Annotated in this window: 12 protein-coding genes and 1 tRNA gene; all 13 read left to right on the top strand. The window is 62.5% G+C overall.

Features of this window, described 5'->3' with window-relative positions; translation table 11 throughout:
- A partial coding sequence (locus tag QQJ96_RS12590; RefSeq protein WP_486599110.1) for an EF-Tu C-terminal domain-related protein occupies positions 1-159 on the top strand: 159 nt, incomplete at its 5' end.
- A 108-nt stretch (positions 160-267) separates the two neighbouring features.
- A tRNA-Trp gene (locus QQJ96_RS12585) sits at positions 268-343 on the top strand.
- A gap of 71 nt (positions 344-414) precedes the next feature.
- Positions 415-807 (top strand): preprotein translocase subunit SecE, encoded by a 393-nt coding sequence (gene secE / locus QQJ96_RS12580; RefSeq protein ID WP_284332352.1) that lies wholly within the window; start codon positions 415-417, stop codon positions 805-807.
- 10 nt (positions 808-817) lie between these two features.
- Positions 818-1,378 carry a transcription termination/antitermination protein NusG gene (gene nusG / locus QQJ96_RS12575; RefSeq protein WP_188792874.1) on the top strand — a complete coding sequence of 187 codons (561 nt, stop codon included), beginning with the start codon at positions 818-820 and terminating at the stop codon, positions 1,376-1,378.
- A 186-nt stretch (positions 1,379-1,564) separates the two neighbouring features.
- Positions 1,565-1,993, top strand: a complete 429-nt coding sequence (gene rplK, locus QQJ96_RS12570) for a 50S ribosomal protein L11 (RefSeq protein ID WP_284332351.1) — start codon at positions 1,565-1,567, stop codon at positions 1,991-1,993.
- 3 nt (positions 1,994-1,996) lie between these two features.
- On the top strand, positions 1,997-2,707 hold the full coding sequence (rplA, locus tag QQJ96_RS12565) for a 50S ribosomal protein L1 (RefSeq protein WP_284332350.1): 711 nt from the start codon (positions 1,997-1,999) through the stop codon (positions 2,705-2,707).
- 343 nt (positions 2,708-3,050) lie between these two features.
- Positions 3,051-3,575, top strand: a complete 525-nt coding sequence (gene rplJ, locus QQJ96_RS12560) for a 50S ribosomal protein L10 (protein WP_126687176.1) — start codon at positions 3,051-3,053, stop codon at positions 3,573-3,575.
- Between the two features lie 44 nt (positions 3,576-3,619).
- The gene (rplL, locus tag QQJ96_RS12555; protein WP_284332349.1) at positions 3,620-3,991 is read left to right on the top strand and encodes a 50S ribosomal protein L7/L12; all 372 of its coding nucleotides are present in this window, start codon (positions 3,620-3,622) and stop codon (positions 3,989-3,991) included.
- Between the two features lie 292 nt (positions 3,992-4,283).
- Complete coding sequence (gene rpoB, locus QQJ96_RS12550; protein WP_284332348.1) at positions 4,284-8,441, top strand: DNA-directed RNA polymerase subunit beta; 4,158 nt, start codon at positions 4,284-4,286, stop codon at positions 8,439-8,441.
- A gap of 25 nt (positions 8,442-8,466) precedes the next feature.
- On the top strand, positions 8,467-12,678 hold the full coding sequence (gene rpoC / locus QQJ96_RS12545) for a DNA-directed RNA polymerase subunit beta' (protein WP_284332347.1): 4,212 nt from the start codon (positions 8,467-8,469) through the stop codon (positions 12,676-12,678).
- 176 nt (positions 12,679-12,854) lie between these two features.
- Complete coding sequence (rpsL, locus tag QQJ96_RS12540) at positions 12,855-13,232, top strand: 30S ribosomal protein S12 (RefSeq protein WP_126687172.1); 378 nt, start codon at positions 12,855-12,857, stop codon at positions 13,230-13,232.
- 74 nt (positions 13,233-13,306) lie between these two features.
- Positions 13,307-13,774 carry a 30S ribosomal protein S7 gene (gene rpsG / locus QQJ96_RS12535; RefSeq protein WP_188792867.1) on the top strand — a complete coding sequence of 156 codons (468 nt, stop codon included), beginning with the start codon at positions 13,307-13,309 and terminating at the stop codon, positions 13,772-13,774.
- Positions 13,775-13,804: 30 nt separating this feature from the next.
- Positions 13,805-15,931, top strand: coding sequence for an elongation factor G (fusA, locus tag QQJ96_RS12530; RefSeq protein WP_284332346.1), 2,127 nt, complete (start codon positions 13,805-13,807; stop codon positions 15,929-15,931).
- Positions 15,932-16,041: the final 110 nt, after the last annotated feature.

The raw sequence follows: 16,041 nt of genomic DNA, 5'->3' as shown, positions 1-16,041 counted from the left end.
AAGTTGCCGGAGGGCACGGAGATGGTGATGCCGGGCGACAACGTGAAGATCTCGGTGACGCTAATCTCGCCGATCGCGATGACCGAAGGCCTGCGTTTCGCGATCCGCGAAGGCGGCCGCACGGTGGGCGCCGGCGTCGTCGCCAAGATCACCAAGTAATATCGGCGGGACTCGGGGGCCGGGACCCGGGACTTGGAAGAGCGGAGGCGTTAAGCTGTCCGCTTGCCAAGTCCCGGGCCCCGGATCCCGGGTCCCAAAAGTTTCCATACGCCAGTAGCTCAATTGGCAGAGCAGCGGTCTCCAAAACCGCAGGTTGGGGGTTCGAGTCCCTCCTGGCGTGCCATGTATTGAGGAGTCCGGCATGGATGCCGGTTTAATCTTTGCGCCCATGGAGGAGCGCATAAACAGAGACCTATGAATACCAAGGCTGAACAGTCCAAAGGCACCAGTGGTGCCGATATCGGCAAGCTGGTGCTGGCCGTGCTGGTGCTGGCTGCCGGTATCGTCGGTTATACCTATCTCGGCAACACAGGTGCTGCGTCGCCGCTGCGTTTGATCACCATCCTTGCTGCCGTGATCATTGCGCTGGCGATTGCCGCGTTTACGGCGCCGGGGCGTCGTGCACGGCACTTTCTGGCTGAATCGCAGTTCGAAATGCGCAAGGTGGTCTGGCCCACGCGGGACGAGACCATCAAGACTACCGGCGTTATCATTCTGGTCGTGATCGTCCTGTCGCTGTTGCTGGGCGCGATCGATTTCCTTTTGAAGTGGGTGGTGTTGGACCATCTGTTGAAGCTGGGTTCCTGAGGAGCGTGCGATGAGCAAGCGTTGGTATGTCGTCCATGCTTATTCGGGCTTTGAGAACCAGGTCAAGAAGTCGCTGATCGAGCGCATTCATCGCGCCGGCATGGAAGAGAAGTTCGGCGAGGTGCTGGTGCCTACCGAGGAAGTCGTGGAAATGCGCAGCGGCCAGAAGCGCCGCAGCGAGCGCAAGTTTTTCCCCGGCTACGTGCTGGTGCAGATCGAAACCGATACCGAGGGCAAGGCGCCGCGTATCGACGACGAATGCTGGCACCTGGTGAAAGAGACGCCCAAGGTGATGGGCTTCATCGGCGGTACGGCCGACCGTCCCATGCCGATTCGCGACAGCGAGGCGGACACCATTCTGAGCCGCGTCCGCGAGGGCGTGGACAAGCCCAAGCCCAAGGTTCTGTTCGAGCCGGGCGAAATGGTTCGCGTGATCGATGGCCCGTTCAACGACTTCAACGGCGTGGTCGAGGAAGTCAACTACGAAAAGAGCCGCTTGCGCGTAGCCGTGCTGATCTTCGGACGGTCCACGCCGGTCGAGCTGGAATTCGGGCAGGTCGAGAAGGCCTGATCCTGTCATCCGGCATGGGGCTTGCTTTAGCCCCTCAACATCTCTAAACTATTCGGTTCACGCCGGAGTCTTTCGACTCGGCGTGTCCGTATTTCTGGAGTTCGCAGGACCGCGAGCTTCCCTCTCACCACGGATTGTGCGCAGCGAGGAGCCGCAAGGCGCTGGAACTCGCGAGGAAACCACCAAATGGCAAAGAAAGTCGTCGGTTATATCAAGCTGCAGGTCAAGGCCGGTCAGGCCAACCCGTCGCCGCCCGTGGGCCCGGCCCTCGGTCAGCGCGGCCTGAACATCATGGAATTCTGCAAGGCGTTCAACGCCGCCACGCAGAAGATGGAGCCGGGCATGCCGATCCCGGTCATCATCACGGCCTACTCGGACCGTACCTTCACCTTTATCACCAAGACCCCGCCCGCCACCGTGCTGATCAAGAAGGTCACCGGCGTCGCCAAGGGTTCGTCCAAGCCGAACACCGACAAGGTCGGCAAGATCACCCGCAAGCAGCTGGAAGACGTTGCGAAGCAGAAGGAGCCGGATCTCACGGCTGCTGATCTGGACGCCGCAGTGCGCACCATCGCCGGTAGCGCACGCAGCATGGGCCTGGTGGTGGAGGGTTAAGACATGGCAAAGCTCACGAAGCGTATGAAGGCGGCCCAGGCCGCGGTGCAGCCGGGCAAGGTCTATGGCCTGGACGAAGCCCTCAACATCATCAAGAACAACGCCAAGGCGAAGTTCGTGGAGTCGGTGGACGTGGCCGTGCGCCTCGGCATCGACGCCAAGAAGTCCGACCAGGGTGTGCGCGGCTCTTCGCTGCTGCCGCACGGCACCGGCAAGACCATCAAGGTTGCCGTGTTCTGCCCGGCCGGTGAGAAGGCCGAAGCCGCCAAGGCGGCTGGTGCCGACGCCGTCGGCATGGACGACCTGGCCGAGCGCATGCAGGCAGGCGACCTCGACTTCGGTCGCGTGATCGCCACGCCGGACGCGATGCGCGTGGTCGGTAAGCTGGGCCAGTTGCTCGGTCCGCGCGGCCTGATGCCGAACCCGAAGGACGGCTCGGTCACCGCCGACGTCGTCACGGCCGTGAAGAACGCCAAGGCCGGCCAGGTGAAGTTCCGCAACGACAAGGCGGGCATCATCCACGCCACCATCGGCAAGGCCAGCTTCGAAGCCGGCCAGCTGGCCGACAACCTGAACGCGCTGATCGCCGACCTGATGAAGGCCAAGCCGGCCACTGCCAAGGGCCAGTACCTGCAGAAGGTCGCGCTGTCCAGCACGATGGGCGTGGGCGTGCCGGTCGATACCTCGACCTTGAGCGCGGCCTCGGCCAAGTAAGAAATCAAGTCCTGCGCGGGAGCTTCAGTCCCGCGCAGGCGTCATTTGAGGGTAGCCCTGGCCACGTGCCGGGGCCGCCGTCAAAGACCGCAGGCGCGATCCGCGCATGGTGACGACGGGCAAGGAGCTCGATCAGGCAAGGGAATCGCCGTCATCGTTGCTTGGGAGCGCTTAATCGGGTTACGCAAACCTGGCCTGCGTAGATGGTGTTGCCCCTTCTGGAATCGAAGTTTCATCTGGAAAGGCCACCACCCGGGACTTCAAGTCCCCGACGTCACGGACGGCGTCGCTCAGGACCGCCAGCGGCAGGAGCCGTAAGCGGAGTTCATTAGAGGAGTGAAACATGGCTCTGAATCTCTCTCAGAAGCAAGAAGTAGTCGCCGAACTGGCCGCCGTGGCCGCGAAGGCTCACTCCTTGGTCGCTGCCGAGTATGCGGGCACCACGGTCGAACAAATGACCGCGATGCGCAAGAAGGCTCGTGAAACCGGCGTTTTCTTGAAAGTTGTCAAGAACACGCTTGCTTCGCGCGCCGTGGTGAGCACCGAGTTCGAGGTCGTCAAAGACGCTCTGACCGGTCCGCTGCTGTACGCATTCTCGATGGAAGAGCCCGGCGCTGCCGGTCGTCTGATCAAGGAATTCGCCAAGGGCAACGACAAGCTGAAGGCGAAAGTCGTCTCGGTGGAAGGCAAGCTGCTGCCGGCTACGCACGTCGAAGTGCTGGCCTCGCTGCCGACCCGCGAAGAGGCCCTCGCCATGCTGGCCCGTGTGCTGGCCGAACCCGCTGCGATGTTCGCGCGCGCCGTCAAGGCCGTGGCCGACAAGCAGGGTGGTGGCGAAGCCGCCCCGGCCGAAGCCGCGTCTGCCTAAGTTCGTCGCGATCCAACTGACCCATTTCCAGAGGTAATAAAACAATGTCCCTTACCAACGAACAGATCGTTGAAGCCGTAGCCGCCAAGTCGCTGATGGAAGTGATGGAGCTGGTGAAGGCCATCGAAGAGAAGTTTGGCGTGTCCGCCGCAGCTCCGGTCGTCATGGCTGGTGGTGGTGGTGCCGCAGCGCCGGTCGCTGAAGAGAAGACCGAATTCGACGTCGTGCTGATCAACGCCGGCGAGAAGAAGGTCGACGTGATCAAGGCCGTCCGCGCGATCACCGGCCTGGGCCTGAAGGAAGCCAAGGACCTGACCGAGTCGGGTGGCGTCCTGAAGGAAGCCGTGTCGAAGGAAGACGCCGAGAAGTTCAAGAAGGACCTCGAAGCCGCCGGCGCCAAGGTCGAACTGAAGTAATTGGCGCTCTTGCGCGCCGTCAGTTCGATCCAGCGCATGCCAAGCCTGGGGGCGTAAGCCCCCGGGCTTTGCCCGCTTCAGCCGCTGGCTGCATTGCAACCAGGGGCTGATCCCTCAAAAAAGGCAGGAGCTTTTTTTGATAAACCAAGCACGGATGCTTTGGATGTAGGGCCTCGCGAATAGGGTTTTTGGTGAGCAAGAGCCTCTATTCACGATCCCCCAGATCCAAGTTTTCCCAATTTAGCCGGTGTGTGCACCACCGGCGCCACAGCGAACCGAGGCGTCACCGACCATGACCTACTCGTTTACCGAGAAGAAGCGTATCCGCAAGGATTTCGGCAAGCGTCCGCCCGTATTGGGCGTACCCAACCTGCTGACCATCCAGACCGATTCCTACCGTGAATTCCTGCAGGAGGAAGTTGCTCCCAAGCAGCGCGAAGACAAAGGTCTGCACGCCGCGTTGAAGTCCGTGTTTCCGATCGTCAGCTATTCGGGCAACGCGGCCCTTGAATACGTCGATTACCGCCTCGGTGAGCCGCCGTTCGATGAACGCGAATGCCGCAACCGCGGCATGACCTTCGGCGCGCCGCTGCGCGTGACCGTGCGTCTGGTGATCTACGACAAGGACAGCCCGGCTTCGAAGAAGGCCGTCAAATACGTGAAGGAGCAGGAAGTCTACATGGGCGAAATCCCGCTCATGACCGACACCGGCACCTTCATCATCAACGGCACCGAGCGCGTGATCGTGTCGCAGCTGCATCGTTCGCCGGGCGTGTTCTTCGACCACGACCGCGGCAAGACGCACAGCTCCGGCAAGTTGCTGTTCTCCGCGCGCGTGATTCCCTACCGCGGCTCGTGGCTGGATTTCGAATTCGACCCGAAGGACGCGCTGTTCACCCGTATCGACCGTCGCCGCAAGCTGCCGGTGACGGTGCTGCTGCGTGCGCTCGGCTATAGCAATGAAGAGATGCTCGGCATCTTCTTCGAGCACAACGTGTTCCACCTTGGCAAGAAGGGCGGCACCACGCTGGAACTGGTCGCCGAGCGCCTGCGCGGCGAAACGCTGAGCTTCGACCTGATGATCGGCGACAAGGTGCTGGTGGAAGCCGGCAAGCGTATTACCGCGCGCCACGTGCGCCAGCTTGCGGCCGAGAACATCACCGCGTTGGAAGTGCCGGACGATTACCCGGTCGGCCGCATCCTGGGCGTAGACATCGTCGATTCGAAGACCGGCGAACTGCTGGCTTCGGCGAACGACGAGATCACCGCCGAGCAGTTGGAAAACTTCCGCAAGGCCGGCATCGAAACGCTGCCCACGCTGTACGTGAACGACCTCGATCGCGGCGCCTACATCTCGCATACCTTGCGCATCGACAACACCAAGACGCAGCTCGAAGCGCTGGTGGAAATCTATCGCATGATGCGTCCGGGCGAGCCGCCGACCAAGGAAGCGGCGCAGAACCTGTTCTTCAATCTGTTCTTCACCTTCGACCGCTACGACTTGTCGGCGGTGGGCCGCATGAAGTTCAACCGTCGCGTCGGCCGCAAGGAGATCCTCGGCCCCGGCGTGCTGTTCGACCAGAAGTACTTCGGCGAACTGAAGAGCGAAGAGGCGCAGGCGCTGGTGGCCTCGCAGGGCGAGCGCTCCGACATCCTCGATGTGCTGAAGGTGCTGATCGACATCAAGAACGGTCACGGCACGGTGGACGACATCGACCATCTCGGCAACCGCCGCGTGCGTTCGGTGGGTGAAATGGCGGAAAACACTTTCCGCATCGGCCTGGTGCGCGTGGAGCGCGCGGTGCGCGAGCGCCTGTCGCTGGCCGAAGCCGAAAGCCTCACCCCGCAGGATCTGATCAACGCCAAGCCCGTTGCGGCGGCGGTGAAGGAATTCTTCGGCTCCTCGCAGCTCTCGCAGTTCATGGACCAGAACAACCCGCTGTCGGAAGTGACGCACAAGCGTCGCGTGTCCGCACTGGGCCCGGGCGGCCTGACGCGTGAGCGCGCCGGCTTCGAGGTACGCGACGTGCATCCGACCCATTACGGCCGCGTCTGCACCATCGAAACGCCGGAAGGTCCGAACATCGGTCTGATCAACTCGCTCGCCGTGTACGCGCGCACCAACCAGTACGGCTTCCTCGAGACGCCGTACCGCAAGGTCGTGGACGGCAAGGTCACCAACCAGGTGGAATACCTATCGGCGATCGAAGAGGGCGATCATGTGATCGCGCAGGCGAACTCGCCGCTCAAGGACGGACGCTTCGTCGAAGACTTCGTGTCCTGCCGTTTCCGCGGCGAGTCGGAGCTGCGTCCGTCGGCCGAGATCAACTATATGGACGTCTCGCCGATGCAGACCGTGTCGGTCGCGGCGGCGCTGGTGCCGTTCCTGGAGCACGACGACGCGAACCGCGCGCTGATGGGCGCGAACATGCAGCGTCAGGCCGTGCCGACCCTGCGTTCGCAGACCCCGCTGGTGGGTACCGGCATCGAGCGCGCCGTGGCGCGTGACTCGGGCGTCATCGTCACCGCCAAGCGCGGCGGCGTGATCGACCAGGTCGACGCAGCGCGTATCGTGGTGCGCGTGAACGAAAGCGAAGTCGGCGAGAACGACGCCGGCGTCGATATCTACACGCTGACCAAGTACACCCGTTCCAACCAGAACACCAACCTCAACCAGCGTCCGCTGGTGAACGTGGGCGACATGGTGGCGAAGGGCGACACGCTGGCCGACGGTTCGTCGACCGATCTGGGCGAGCTCGCGCTCGGCCAGAACATGCTGATCGCCTTCATGCCGTGGAACGGCTACAACTTCGAAGACTCGATCCTGCTGTCCGAGCGCGTCGTGCAGGAAGACCGCTACACCTCGATCCACATCGAGGAGCTGTCCTGCATCGCGCGTGACACCAAGCTGGGTGCCGAAGAAATCACCGCCGACATCCCGAACGTGGGCGAACAGGCGCTGGCGCGCCTGGACGAGTCCGGCATCGTGTACATCGGTGCGGAAGTGAAGGCCGGCGACATCATGGTCGGCAAGGTCACGCCCAAGGGCGAAAGCCAGCTCACGCCGGAAGAAAAGCTGTTGCGCGCGATCTTCGGCGAGAAGGCGTCCGATGTGAAGGACAGCTCGCTGCGCGTGCCGCCGGGCATGGACGGCACGGTCATCGACGTGCAGGTGTTCACGCGCGACGGGATCGAGAAGGACAAGCGCGCCCGCCAGATCGAAGAGATGGAAATCAAGCGCATCCGCAAGGACTTCGACGACCAATTCCGTATCCTCGAAGGCGCGATCTACAACCGTATGCGCGCCCAGCTCGTCGGCAAGGTCGCCAACAGCGGTCCGGCCGGTCTCAAGCGCGGTGCCGAGATCACCAACGAGTACCTGGACGGCCTGAAGAAGGACGACTGGTTCAAGGTCAATCCCAAGGACGAAGCCACGGTCGAGTTCCTCGAGCGCGCGTCCGAGCAGGTCAAGCGCCACAAGGAAGAGTTCGACAAGCGCTTCAAGGAAAAACAGGCCAAGATCACCCAGGGCGACGACCTCGCTCCTGGCGTGCTGAAGATGGTCAAGGTGTTCCTGGCCGTGAAGCGCCGCATCCAGCCGGGTGACAAAATGGCCGGTCGCCACGGTAACAAGGGCGTGGTGTCCAACGTGGTGCCGGTCGAAGACATGCCTTACATGGCCGACGGTACCTCGATCGACATCTGCCTGAACCCGCTGGGCGTGCCTTCGCGTATGAACATCGGCCAGATTCTGGAAGTGCATCTTGGCTGGGCCGCCAAGGGCCTGGGCAAGAAGATCCAGCAGATGCTCGAAGCGCAGGAAAAGGTGGCGAAGATCCGCGAGTTCCTCGACCAGATCTACAACCACCATGTCGCCGGCGCCGTGCAGCATGTCGACCTGAAGTCGCTGACCGATGAGGAAATCCTCACGCTGGCGAACAACCTGCAGGAAGGCGTGCCGATGGCCACCCCGGTGTTCGACGGTGCCGAGGAAGCCGAACTGAAGGCGATGCTGAGACTGGCGGAGCTGCCCGAGTCGGGCCAGACCACGCTGTACGACGGACGCACCGGCGAGGCGTTCGATCGCCCGGTCACTGTCGGCTACATGCACTACCTCAAACTCAACCACTTGGTCGACGACAAGATGCACGCGCGTTCGACTGGTCCGTACTCGCTCGTCACCCAGCAGCCGCTGGGCGGCAAGGCGCAGTTCGGCGGTCAGCGTTTCGGCGAAATGGAAGTCTGGGCGTTGGAAGCCTACGGCGCGGCTTACACCCTGCAGGAAATGCTCACGGTGAAGTCCGACGACGTACAGGGCCGCAACCAGATGTACAAGAACATCGTCGACGGCAACCACGAGATGGCGGCGGGCATGCCGGAGTCCTTCAACGTGCTGGTGAAGGAAATCCGCTCGCTCTGCATCGACATCGACCTGGAAGAGATCAAGTAACCCGCGGGTTACAGGAGCTTATGCAATGAAAGATTTGCTCAATCTGTTCAATCAGCAGCGCGCTACGCCGGAGTTCGATTCGATCAAGATCGCGCTGGCGTCCCCGGAGCTGATCCGTTCCTGGTCGTACGGTGAAGTGAAAAAGCCGGAAACGATCAACTATCGCACCTTTAAACCGGAGCGTGACGGCCTGTTCTGCGCCGCCATCTTCGGTCCCGTGAAGGATTACGAGTGCCTGTGCGGCAAGTACAAGCGCATGAAGCACCGTGGTGTGGTGTGCGAAAAGTGCGGCACGGAAGTGACCCTGGCCAAGGTGCGTCGCGAGCGCATGGGCCATATCGAGCTGGCCAGTCCGGTTGCGCACATTTGGTTCCTCAAGTCGCTGCCTTCGCGCATCGGCCTGATGCTGGACATGACCCTGCGCGACATCGAGCGCATCCTGTACTTCGAAGCCTTCGTGGTGATCGATCCGGGTTTGACCGCGCTCGAGCGCGGCCAGCTGCTGAGCGAAGACCAGTACCTGGAAGCGGTGGAAGAGCACGGTGACGAGTTCGACGCCCGCATGGGTGCCGAGGCAGTCTTTGAGTTGCTGAAGTCGCTCGATCTGCCGGGTGAAGTGATTCGCCTGAAGGAAGAGATCTCGTCCACCAACTCCGAGACCAAGCTCAAGCGCCTCACCAAGCGCGTAAAGCTGATCGAGGCCTTCCTCGAATCCGGCAACCGTCCGGAATGGATGGTCATGACCGTGCTGCCGGTGCTGCCGCCGGACCTGCGTCCGCTGGTGCCGCTGGATGGTGGCCGTTTTGCGACCTCCGACCTCAACGACCTGTATCGCCGCGTCATCAACCGCAACAACCGCCTCAAGCGCCTGCTCGAGCTCAATGCGCCCGACATCATCGTGCGCAACGAAAAGCGCATGCTGCAGGAATCGGTGGATGCGCTGATGGACAACGGCCGTCGCGGCCGCGCCATCACCGGCACCAACAAGCGCGCGCTGAAGTCGCTCGCCGACATGATCAAGGGCAAGCAGGGCCGCTTCCGCCAGAACCTGCTCGGCAAGCGCGTGGACTACTCCGGCCGTTCGGTGATCGTGGTCGGTCCGACCTTGCGCCTGCATCAGTGCGGCCTGCCGAAGAAGATGGCGCTGGAGCTGTTCAAGCCCTTCATCTTCGCCAAGCTGCAGGCACGCGGCGAAGCTACCACCATCAAGGCGGCCAAGAAGCTGGTCGAGCGCGAAGAGCCGATGGTGTGGGATATCCTCGAAGAGGTGATCCGCGAACATCCGGTGCTGCTGAACCGCGCGCCGACGCTGCACCGTTTGGGCATCCAGGCGTTCGAGCCGAAGCTGATCGAAGGCAAGGCCATCCAGCTGCATCCGCTGGTGTGTACCGCGTTCAACGCCGACTTCGACGGCGACCAGATGGCCGTGCACGTGCCGCTGTCGATCGAGGCGCAGCTGGAAGCACGCGCGCTGATGATGTCGTCCAACAACATCCTGTCGCCTGCCAACGGCGAGCCGATCATCGTGCCGACGCAGGACGTGGTGCTGGGCCTGTACTACATGACGCGCGAACTGGTGAACGCGAAGGGCACCGGCATGGTGTTCTCCAGCATCAGCGAAGTGCGTCGCGCCTACGACAACCGTGCCATCCAGTTGCATGCGCGGATCAAGGTACGCATGAAGCTGGTGCACGTGCACGACAACGGTGAGCGCACCAGCAGCATCTCGCTGATGGAAACCACCGTGGGCCGCGCGCTGCTGGCCGAGATCATGCCCGAAGGCCTGCCGTTCGAGCTGGCCAACACCGAGCTGACCAAGAAGAACATCTCGCGCCTGATCAATGCCTGCTATCGCCGCCTGGGTCTGAAGGACACGGTGATCTTCGCCGACCAGCTGATGTACACCGGCTTCCGTTTCGCGACGCGCGCCGGCATCTCCATCGGCATCGACGACATGATCATCCCGGCCGAGAAGAAGGGCATCCTGGAAGAGGCCGAGAAGGAAGTGGTCGAAATCCAGGAACAGTACCAGTCGGGCCTGGTTACCGCCGGCGAGCGCTACAACAAGGTGGTCGACATCTGGTCGCGCACCAACGAACAGGTCGCCAAGGCGATGATCGACGGTATCGGTACCGAGAAGGTCGCCGATGCCGAGGGCAAGACGGTCGCGCAGAAGTCGATGAACTCGCTGTACATCATGGCCGACTCCGGCGCGCGTGGTTCGGTGGCGCAGATTCGACAGCTGGCCGGTATGCGCGGCCTGATGGCGCGTCCGGACGGCTCGATCATCGAGACGCCGATCAAGGCGAACTTCCGCGAAGGCCTGAACGTGCTGCAGTACTTCAACTCGACGCACGGTGCCCGTAAGGGTCTGGCCGATACGGCGTTGAAGACGGCGAACTCCGGTTACCTCACCCGTCGACTGGTCGACGTGGCGCAGGACGTGGTCATTACTTCGACCGATTGCGGTACCGAAGAAGGCCTGATGATGCAGCCGATCGTGGAAGGCGGCGACGTGGTCGAGCCCTTGCGCGAGCGCGTGCTCGGCCGCGTGGTGGCCGAGGACGTCTACGGCCCGGGCGAGGGCGACGAGCCGATCGTCACCCGCAACACGCTGCTGGACGAAGCCCTGGTCGAGAAGCTCGACAAGGCCGGCGTGCAGTCCATCCAGGTGCGCTCGTCGATCACCTGCCAGGCCAGCCATGGCGTTTGCGCGCTGTGCTACGGCCGCGACCTTGCTCGCGGTCACCTGGTGAACATGGGTGAAGCCGTGGGCGTGGTGGCTGCGCAGTCGATCGGTGAACCGGGTACCCAGCTGACCATGCGTACGTTCCACATTGGTGGTGCGGCGTCGCGTGCGGCTGCGGTGGACAACGTGTCGGTGAAGACCACTGGCGCGGTGAAGTTCAACAACCTCAAGACCGTGCAGCACGGCCAGGGTCACCTGGTGGCCGTGTCGCGTTCGGGCGAAGTGTCGGTGATCGACGCCAACGGCCGCGAGCGCGAGCGCTACAAGGTTCCCTACGGCGCCACCATTTCGGTCAAGGATGGTGCGCCGGTCAAGGCTGGCCAGACCATCGCCAACTGGGATCCGCATACCCATCCGATCGTGTCGGAAGTGGCGGGCGTGGTGCGCTTCATCGACTTCATCGATGGCGTCACCGTGCAGAGCCAGACCGACGAACTGACCGGCCTGGAGTCGGCCGTGGTGACCGATCCGAAGCGTCGCGGTACCGCGGCCAAGGATCTGCGCCCGATCGTGCGCCTGGAAGACAGCAAGGGCCGCGAGCTCAAGCTGCCGGGTACTGATGTGCCGGCGCAGTACTTCCTGCCGGCCGGCGCGATCGTGTCGATCCAGAACGGCGCCGAAGTGGGCGTGGGTGACGTGGTCGCGCGTATTCCGCAGGAAACCTCGAAGACCCGCGACATCACCGGAGGTCTGCCGCGCGTGGCCGACCTGTTCGAAGCCCGCAAGCCGAAGGAGCCGGCGATCCTCGCCGAGCGTTCGGGCGTGGTCAGCTTCGGCAAGGACACCAAGGGCAAGCAGCGCCTGATCATCAAGGACAGCGAGGGCAACGAGCACGAAGAGCTGATTCCGAAGTGGCGCCAGGTCATCGTGTTCGAAGGCGAGCACGTGGAGAAGGGCGAAACCGTGGTGGACGGCGAGCCTAATCCGCACGACATCCTGCGCCTGCTGGGCGTCGAGCAGCTGGCTGCGTACCTGGTCAAGGAAATCCAGGACGTGTACCGCCTGCAAGGTGTGAAGATCAACGACAAGCACATCGAAACGATCATTCGCCAGATGTTGCGCAAGGTCGAGATCACCGAGCCGGGCGAAAGCCATTACCTGCGCGGCGAGCAGGTGGAGCGCGTGCGCATCTCCGCCGAGAACGACCGTGCGGAAGCCCGCAACGAACGTCGGGCCGAATTCCAGTCGGTGCTGCTGGGTATCACCAAGGCATCGCTGGCGACCGAGTCGTTCATCTCGGCGGCTTCGTTCCAGGAAACCACCCGCGTTCTTACCGAGGCGGCGGTTCGTGGCACGCGCGATACCTTGCGTGGCCTGAAGGAAAATGTTATTGTCGGCCGTCTGATTCCGGCTGGTACGGGTCTGGCGTATCACGCTCAGCGTCATCGCCAGGGCGGTTTGACCGCCTCGGAACTGGAAACTCTTTCCGGTTCTTCCCAGGTCTCCTTCGCGGAGGCGCCGGTAGGCACTGATGCAGGTATCGAGTAAGCCCAATAACGGCTTGCTTGCCGACATACGAAATGAGGCGCAGGGACTGCGCCTCGTGTTCGAGTCTAGGACGGCGGGTGTTTCCTTGCTTGAGGCAAGGCGCCCATGTTAAATTCCCGCTTCTTGGCAGACCGGTCTTGTCGGTCTGCCTTTATGTTTCCCAGGAATAGCTTCGCATGACGACAGTCAATCAGCTGGTGCGCAAATCCCGCAGCCCGAAGAGCTACAAGAGCGCTTCGCCGGCCCTGCAAAGCAGCCCGCAGCGTCGCGGCGTCTGCACGCGCGTGTACACCACTACCCCCAAAAAGCCGAACTCGGCCCTGCGAAAGGTTGCCAAGGTGCGCCTGACCAACGGTTACGAGGTCATCAGCTACATCGGTGGCGAAGGCCACAACCTGCAGGAGCACTCGGTGGTGCTCATTCGCGGCGGCCGCGTGAAGGACCTGCCGGGTGTGCGCTACCACACCGTGCGCGGCAGCCTCGACTGCGCCGGCGTGACCAAGCGCCGCCAGAGTCGCTCGAAGTACGGCGCCAAGCGCCCGAAGAAGGCGTAATTTATTGAAGAGTGCGGCCGGGACGGCCGCTCACCCGTGGGCCGGACGCCCGCAGAAGATAACGGACAACAAACATGTCGCGTAAAGGTTCCCATCCCGCCCGTCTGGTGCTGCCCGATCCCAAGCACGGCAGCCAGCTGATCGCCCGTTTCATCAACATGGTGATGAAGAGCGGCAAGAAGTCTGTGGCGGAGTCCATCGTGTATGGCGCGCTCGACCACATCGGCGAAAAGCACGCCGAAGCGGTGCAGCTGGTCGAGAAGGCTCTCGGCAACATCGCGCCGGCGGTCGAGGTGAAGTCCCGCCGTGTCGGTGGCGCCACCTACCAGGTGCCGGTCGAAGTGCGTCCGGGCCGTCGTATGGCGCTGGCCATGCGCTGGGCGATCGAGGCCGCACGCAAGCGCGGTGAGACGTCCATGCCGCGCAAGCTGGCCGCGGAATTGCTGGAAGCTTCGGAAAACCGTGGCGGCGCCATCAAGAAGCGCGAAGAAACGCATCGCATGGCTGAGGCCAACAAGGCTTTCTCGCACTACCGCTGGTAAGCAAGCTAGTACGCATTCGAGGTTAGTACCGTGGCACGCACCACTCCCATCGAGCGCTACCGCAACTTCGGCATCATGGCGCACATTGATGCCGGCAAGACCACCACCACGGAGCGCATCCTGTTCTACACCGGCGTCAGTCACAAGATTGGCGAGGTGCATGACGGTGCCGCGACGATGGACTGGATGGAGCAGGAGCAGGAGCGCGGCATCACCATTACGTCGGCGGCAACGACGGCGTTTTGGAAGGGCATGGACCGGTCCTTGCCCGAGCACCGCTTCAACATCATCGACACGCCAGGGCACGTGGACTTCACCATCGAGGTGGAGCGGTCGTTGCGAGTGCTCGATGGTGCGGTGTTCGTGCTGTGCGCGGTGGGTGGTGTGCAGCCGCAGTCCGAAACGGTGTGGCGCCAGGCGAACAAGTACAGCGTGCCGCGCCTCGCTTTCGTCAACAAGATGGATCGCACCGGTGCGAACTTCGGCAAGGTCGTGGACCAGCTGAAGTCGCGCCTGGGTGCCCATCCGGTACCGATGCAGCTGCCGATCGGCGCGGAAGACAACTTCGAAGGCGTGATCGACCTGCTCAAGATGAAGGCGATCGTGTGGGACATGGAGTCCCAGGGCATGAAGTTCGAATACCAGGACATTCCCGCCAACCTGAAGGGCGACGCCGAAGAGGCGCGCAACTTCATGGTGGAGTCGGCGGCCGAAACGTCCGAAGAGCTGATGAACAAGTACCTGGAAGAGGGTGACCTCTCCGAGGCGGAAGTCATCGCAGGCCTGCGCGCCGGTACGCTCGCCAACAAGCTGATTCCGGTGTTCTGCGGCAGCGCGTTCAAGAACAAGGGCGTGCAGGCCATGCTGGACGCCGTAATCCAGTTGCTGCCGTCGCCGGCCGATCGTCCGCCGGTGAAGGGCATCGACGAGAGCGAGAAAGAAGCCAGTCGCGCGGCCGACGACAACGCGCCGTTTTCGTCACTCGCGTTCAAGATCATGACCGATCCGTTCGTGGGTTCGCTGACCTTCTTCCGCGTCTATTCCGGTACGCTCAATGCTGGTGACCAGGTGTACAACTCGGTCAAGGGCAAGAAGGAGCGCATTGGCCGCATCCTGCAGATGCACGCCAACGAGCGCCAGGAAATCAAGGAAGTGCGCGCGGGCGACATCGCCGCGGCGGTGGGTCTGAAGGACGTCACCACTGGTGACACGCTGTGCGCGCAGGACCACGTCATCACCCTGGAGCGCATGACGTTCCCGGAGCCGGTGATCTCGATGGCGGTGGAGCCGAAAACCAAGTCCGACCAGGAAAAGATGGGTGTCGCACTCAGTCGTCTGGCGGCGGAGGATCCGTCGTTCCGCGTGCGTACGGACGAAGAATCCGGCCAGACCATCATTTCCGGTATGGGCGAGCTGCACCTGGACATCATCGTCGACCGCATGCGTCGCGAATTCAATGTCGAGGCGAACGTCGGCAAGCCGCAGGTGGCCTATCGGGAGACGATCCAGGGCTCGTACAAGGCGGACTTCAAGCACGCCAAGCAGTCCGGTGGTAAGGGTCAGTATGGCCACGTGGTGATCGAGTTCTCCGCGATGACCGAAGAGGACCACAAGAACCCGGACGTGGAAGACGACTTTTTGTTCGTCAACGACATCACCGGCGGCGTGGTGCCGAAGGAATACATTCCGTCGGTCGAGAAGGGCCTGCGCGAGTCGATTTCCAGCGGTCACCTGGCCGGCTTCCCGGTCGTGGGCGTGAAGGCCAAGCTGGTGTTCGGTTCGTACCACGACGTCGACTCGTCGGAAATGGCGTTCAAGATCGCCGCCTATGGCGCGTTCAGGGAGCTCTTCAAGGAAGGCGCAAAGCAGTCGAAGCCGATCCTGCTTGAGCCGATCATGAAGGTCGAGGTCGTGACGCCGGAGGACTACCTCGGTGACGTCATGGGAGACATCAGCCGTCGTCGCGGCGTGCTGCAGGGGTCGGACGATACCCCGTCGGGCAAGGTCATCAATGCGATGGTCCCGCTGGGTGAAATGTTCGGCTACGCGACGGCGCTGCGCTCGCAGACGCAAGGTCGCGCCACTTTCACGATGGAATTTGATCACTACGAACCGGCGCCGAACAACATCGCCGAACAAGTCATGAAAAAAGCCTGAGAAGGTTTTTTTCGCTAAACATCACAGTTCTTTTTCAGAGGTCTGAACCATGGCAAAGGGTAAATTCGAACGCACCAAGCCGCACGTGAACGTGGGCACGATCGGTCACG

Source organism: Dyella flagellata, assembly GCF_030160275.1.
Taxonomy (GTDB): domain Bacteria; phylum Pseudomonadota; class Gammaproteobacteria; order Xanthomonadales; family Rhodanobacteraceae; genus Dyella_B; species Dyella_B flagellata.
This window is presented reverse-complemented; position numbering and strand designations above follow the sequence as displayed.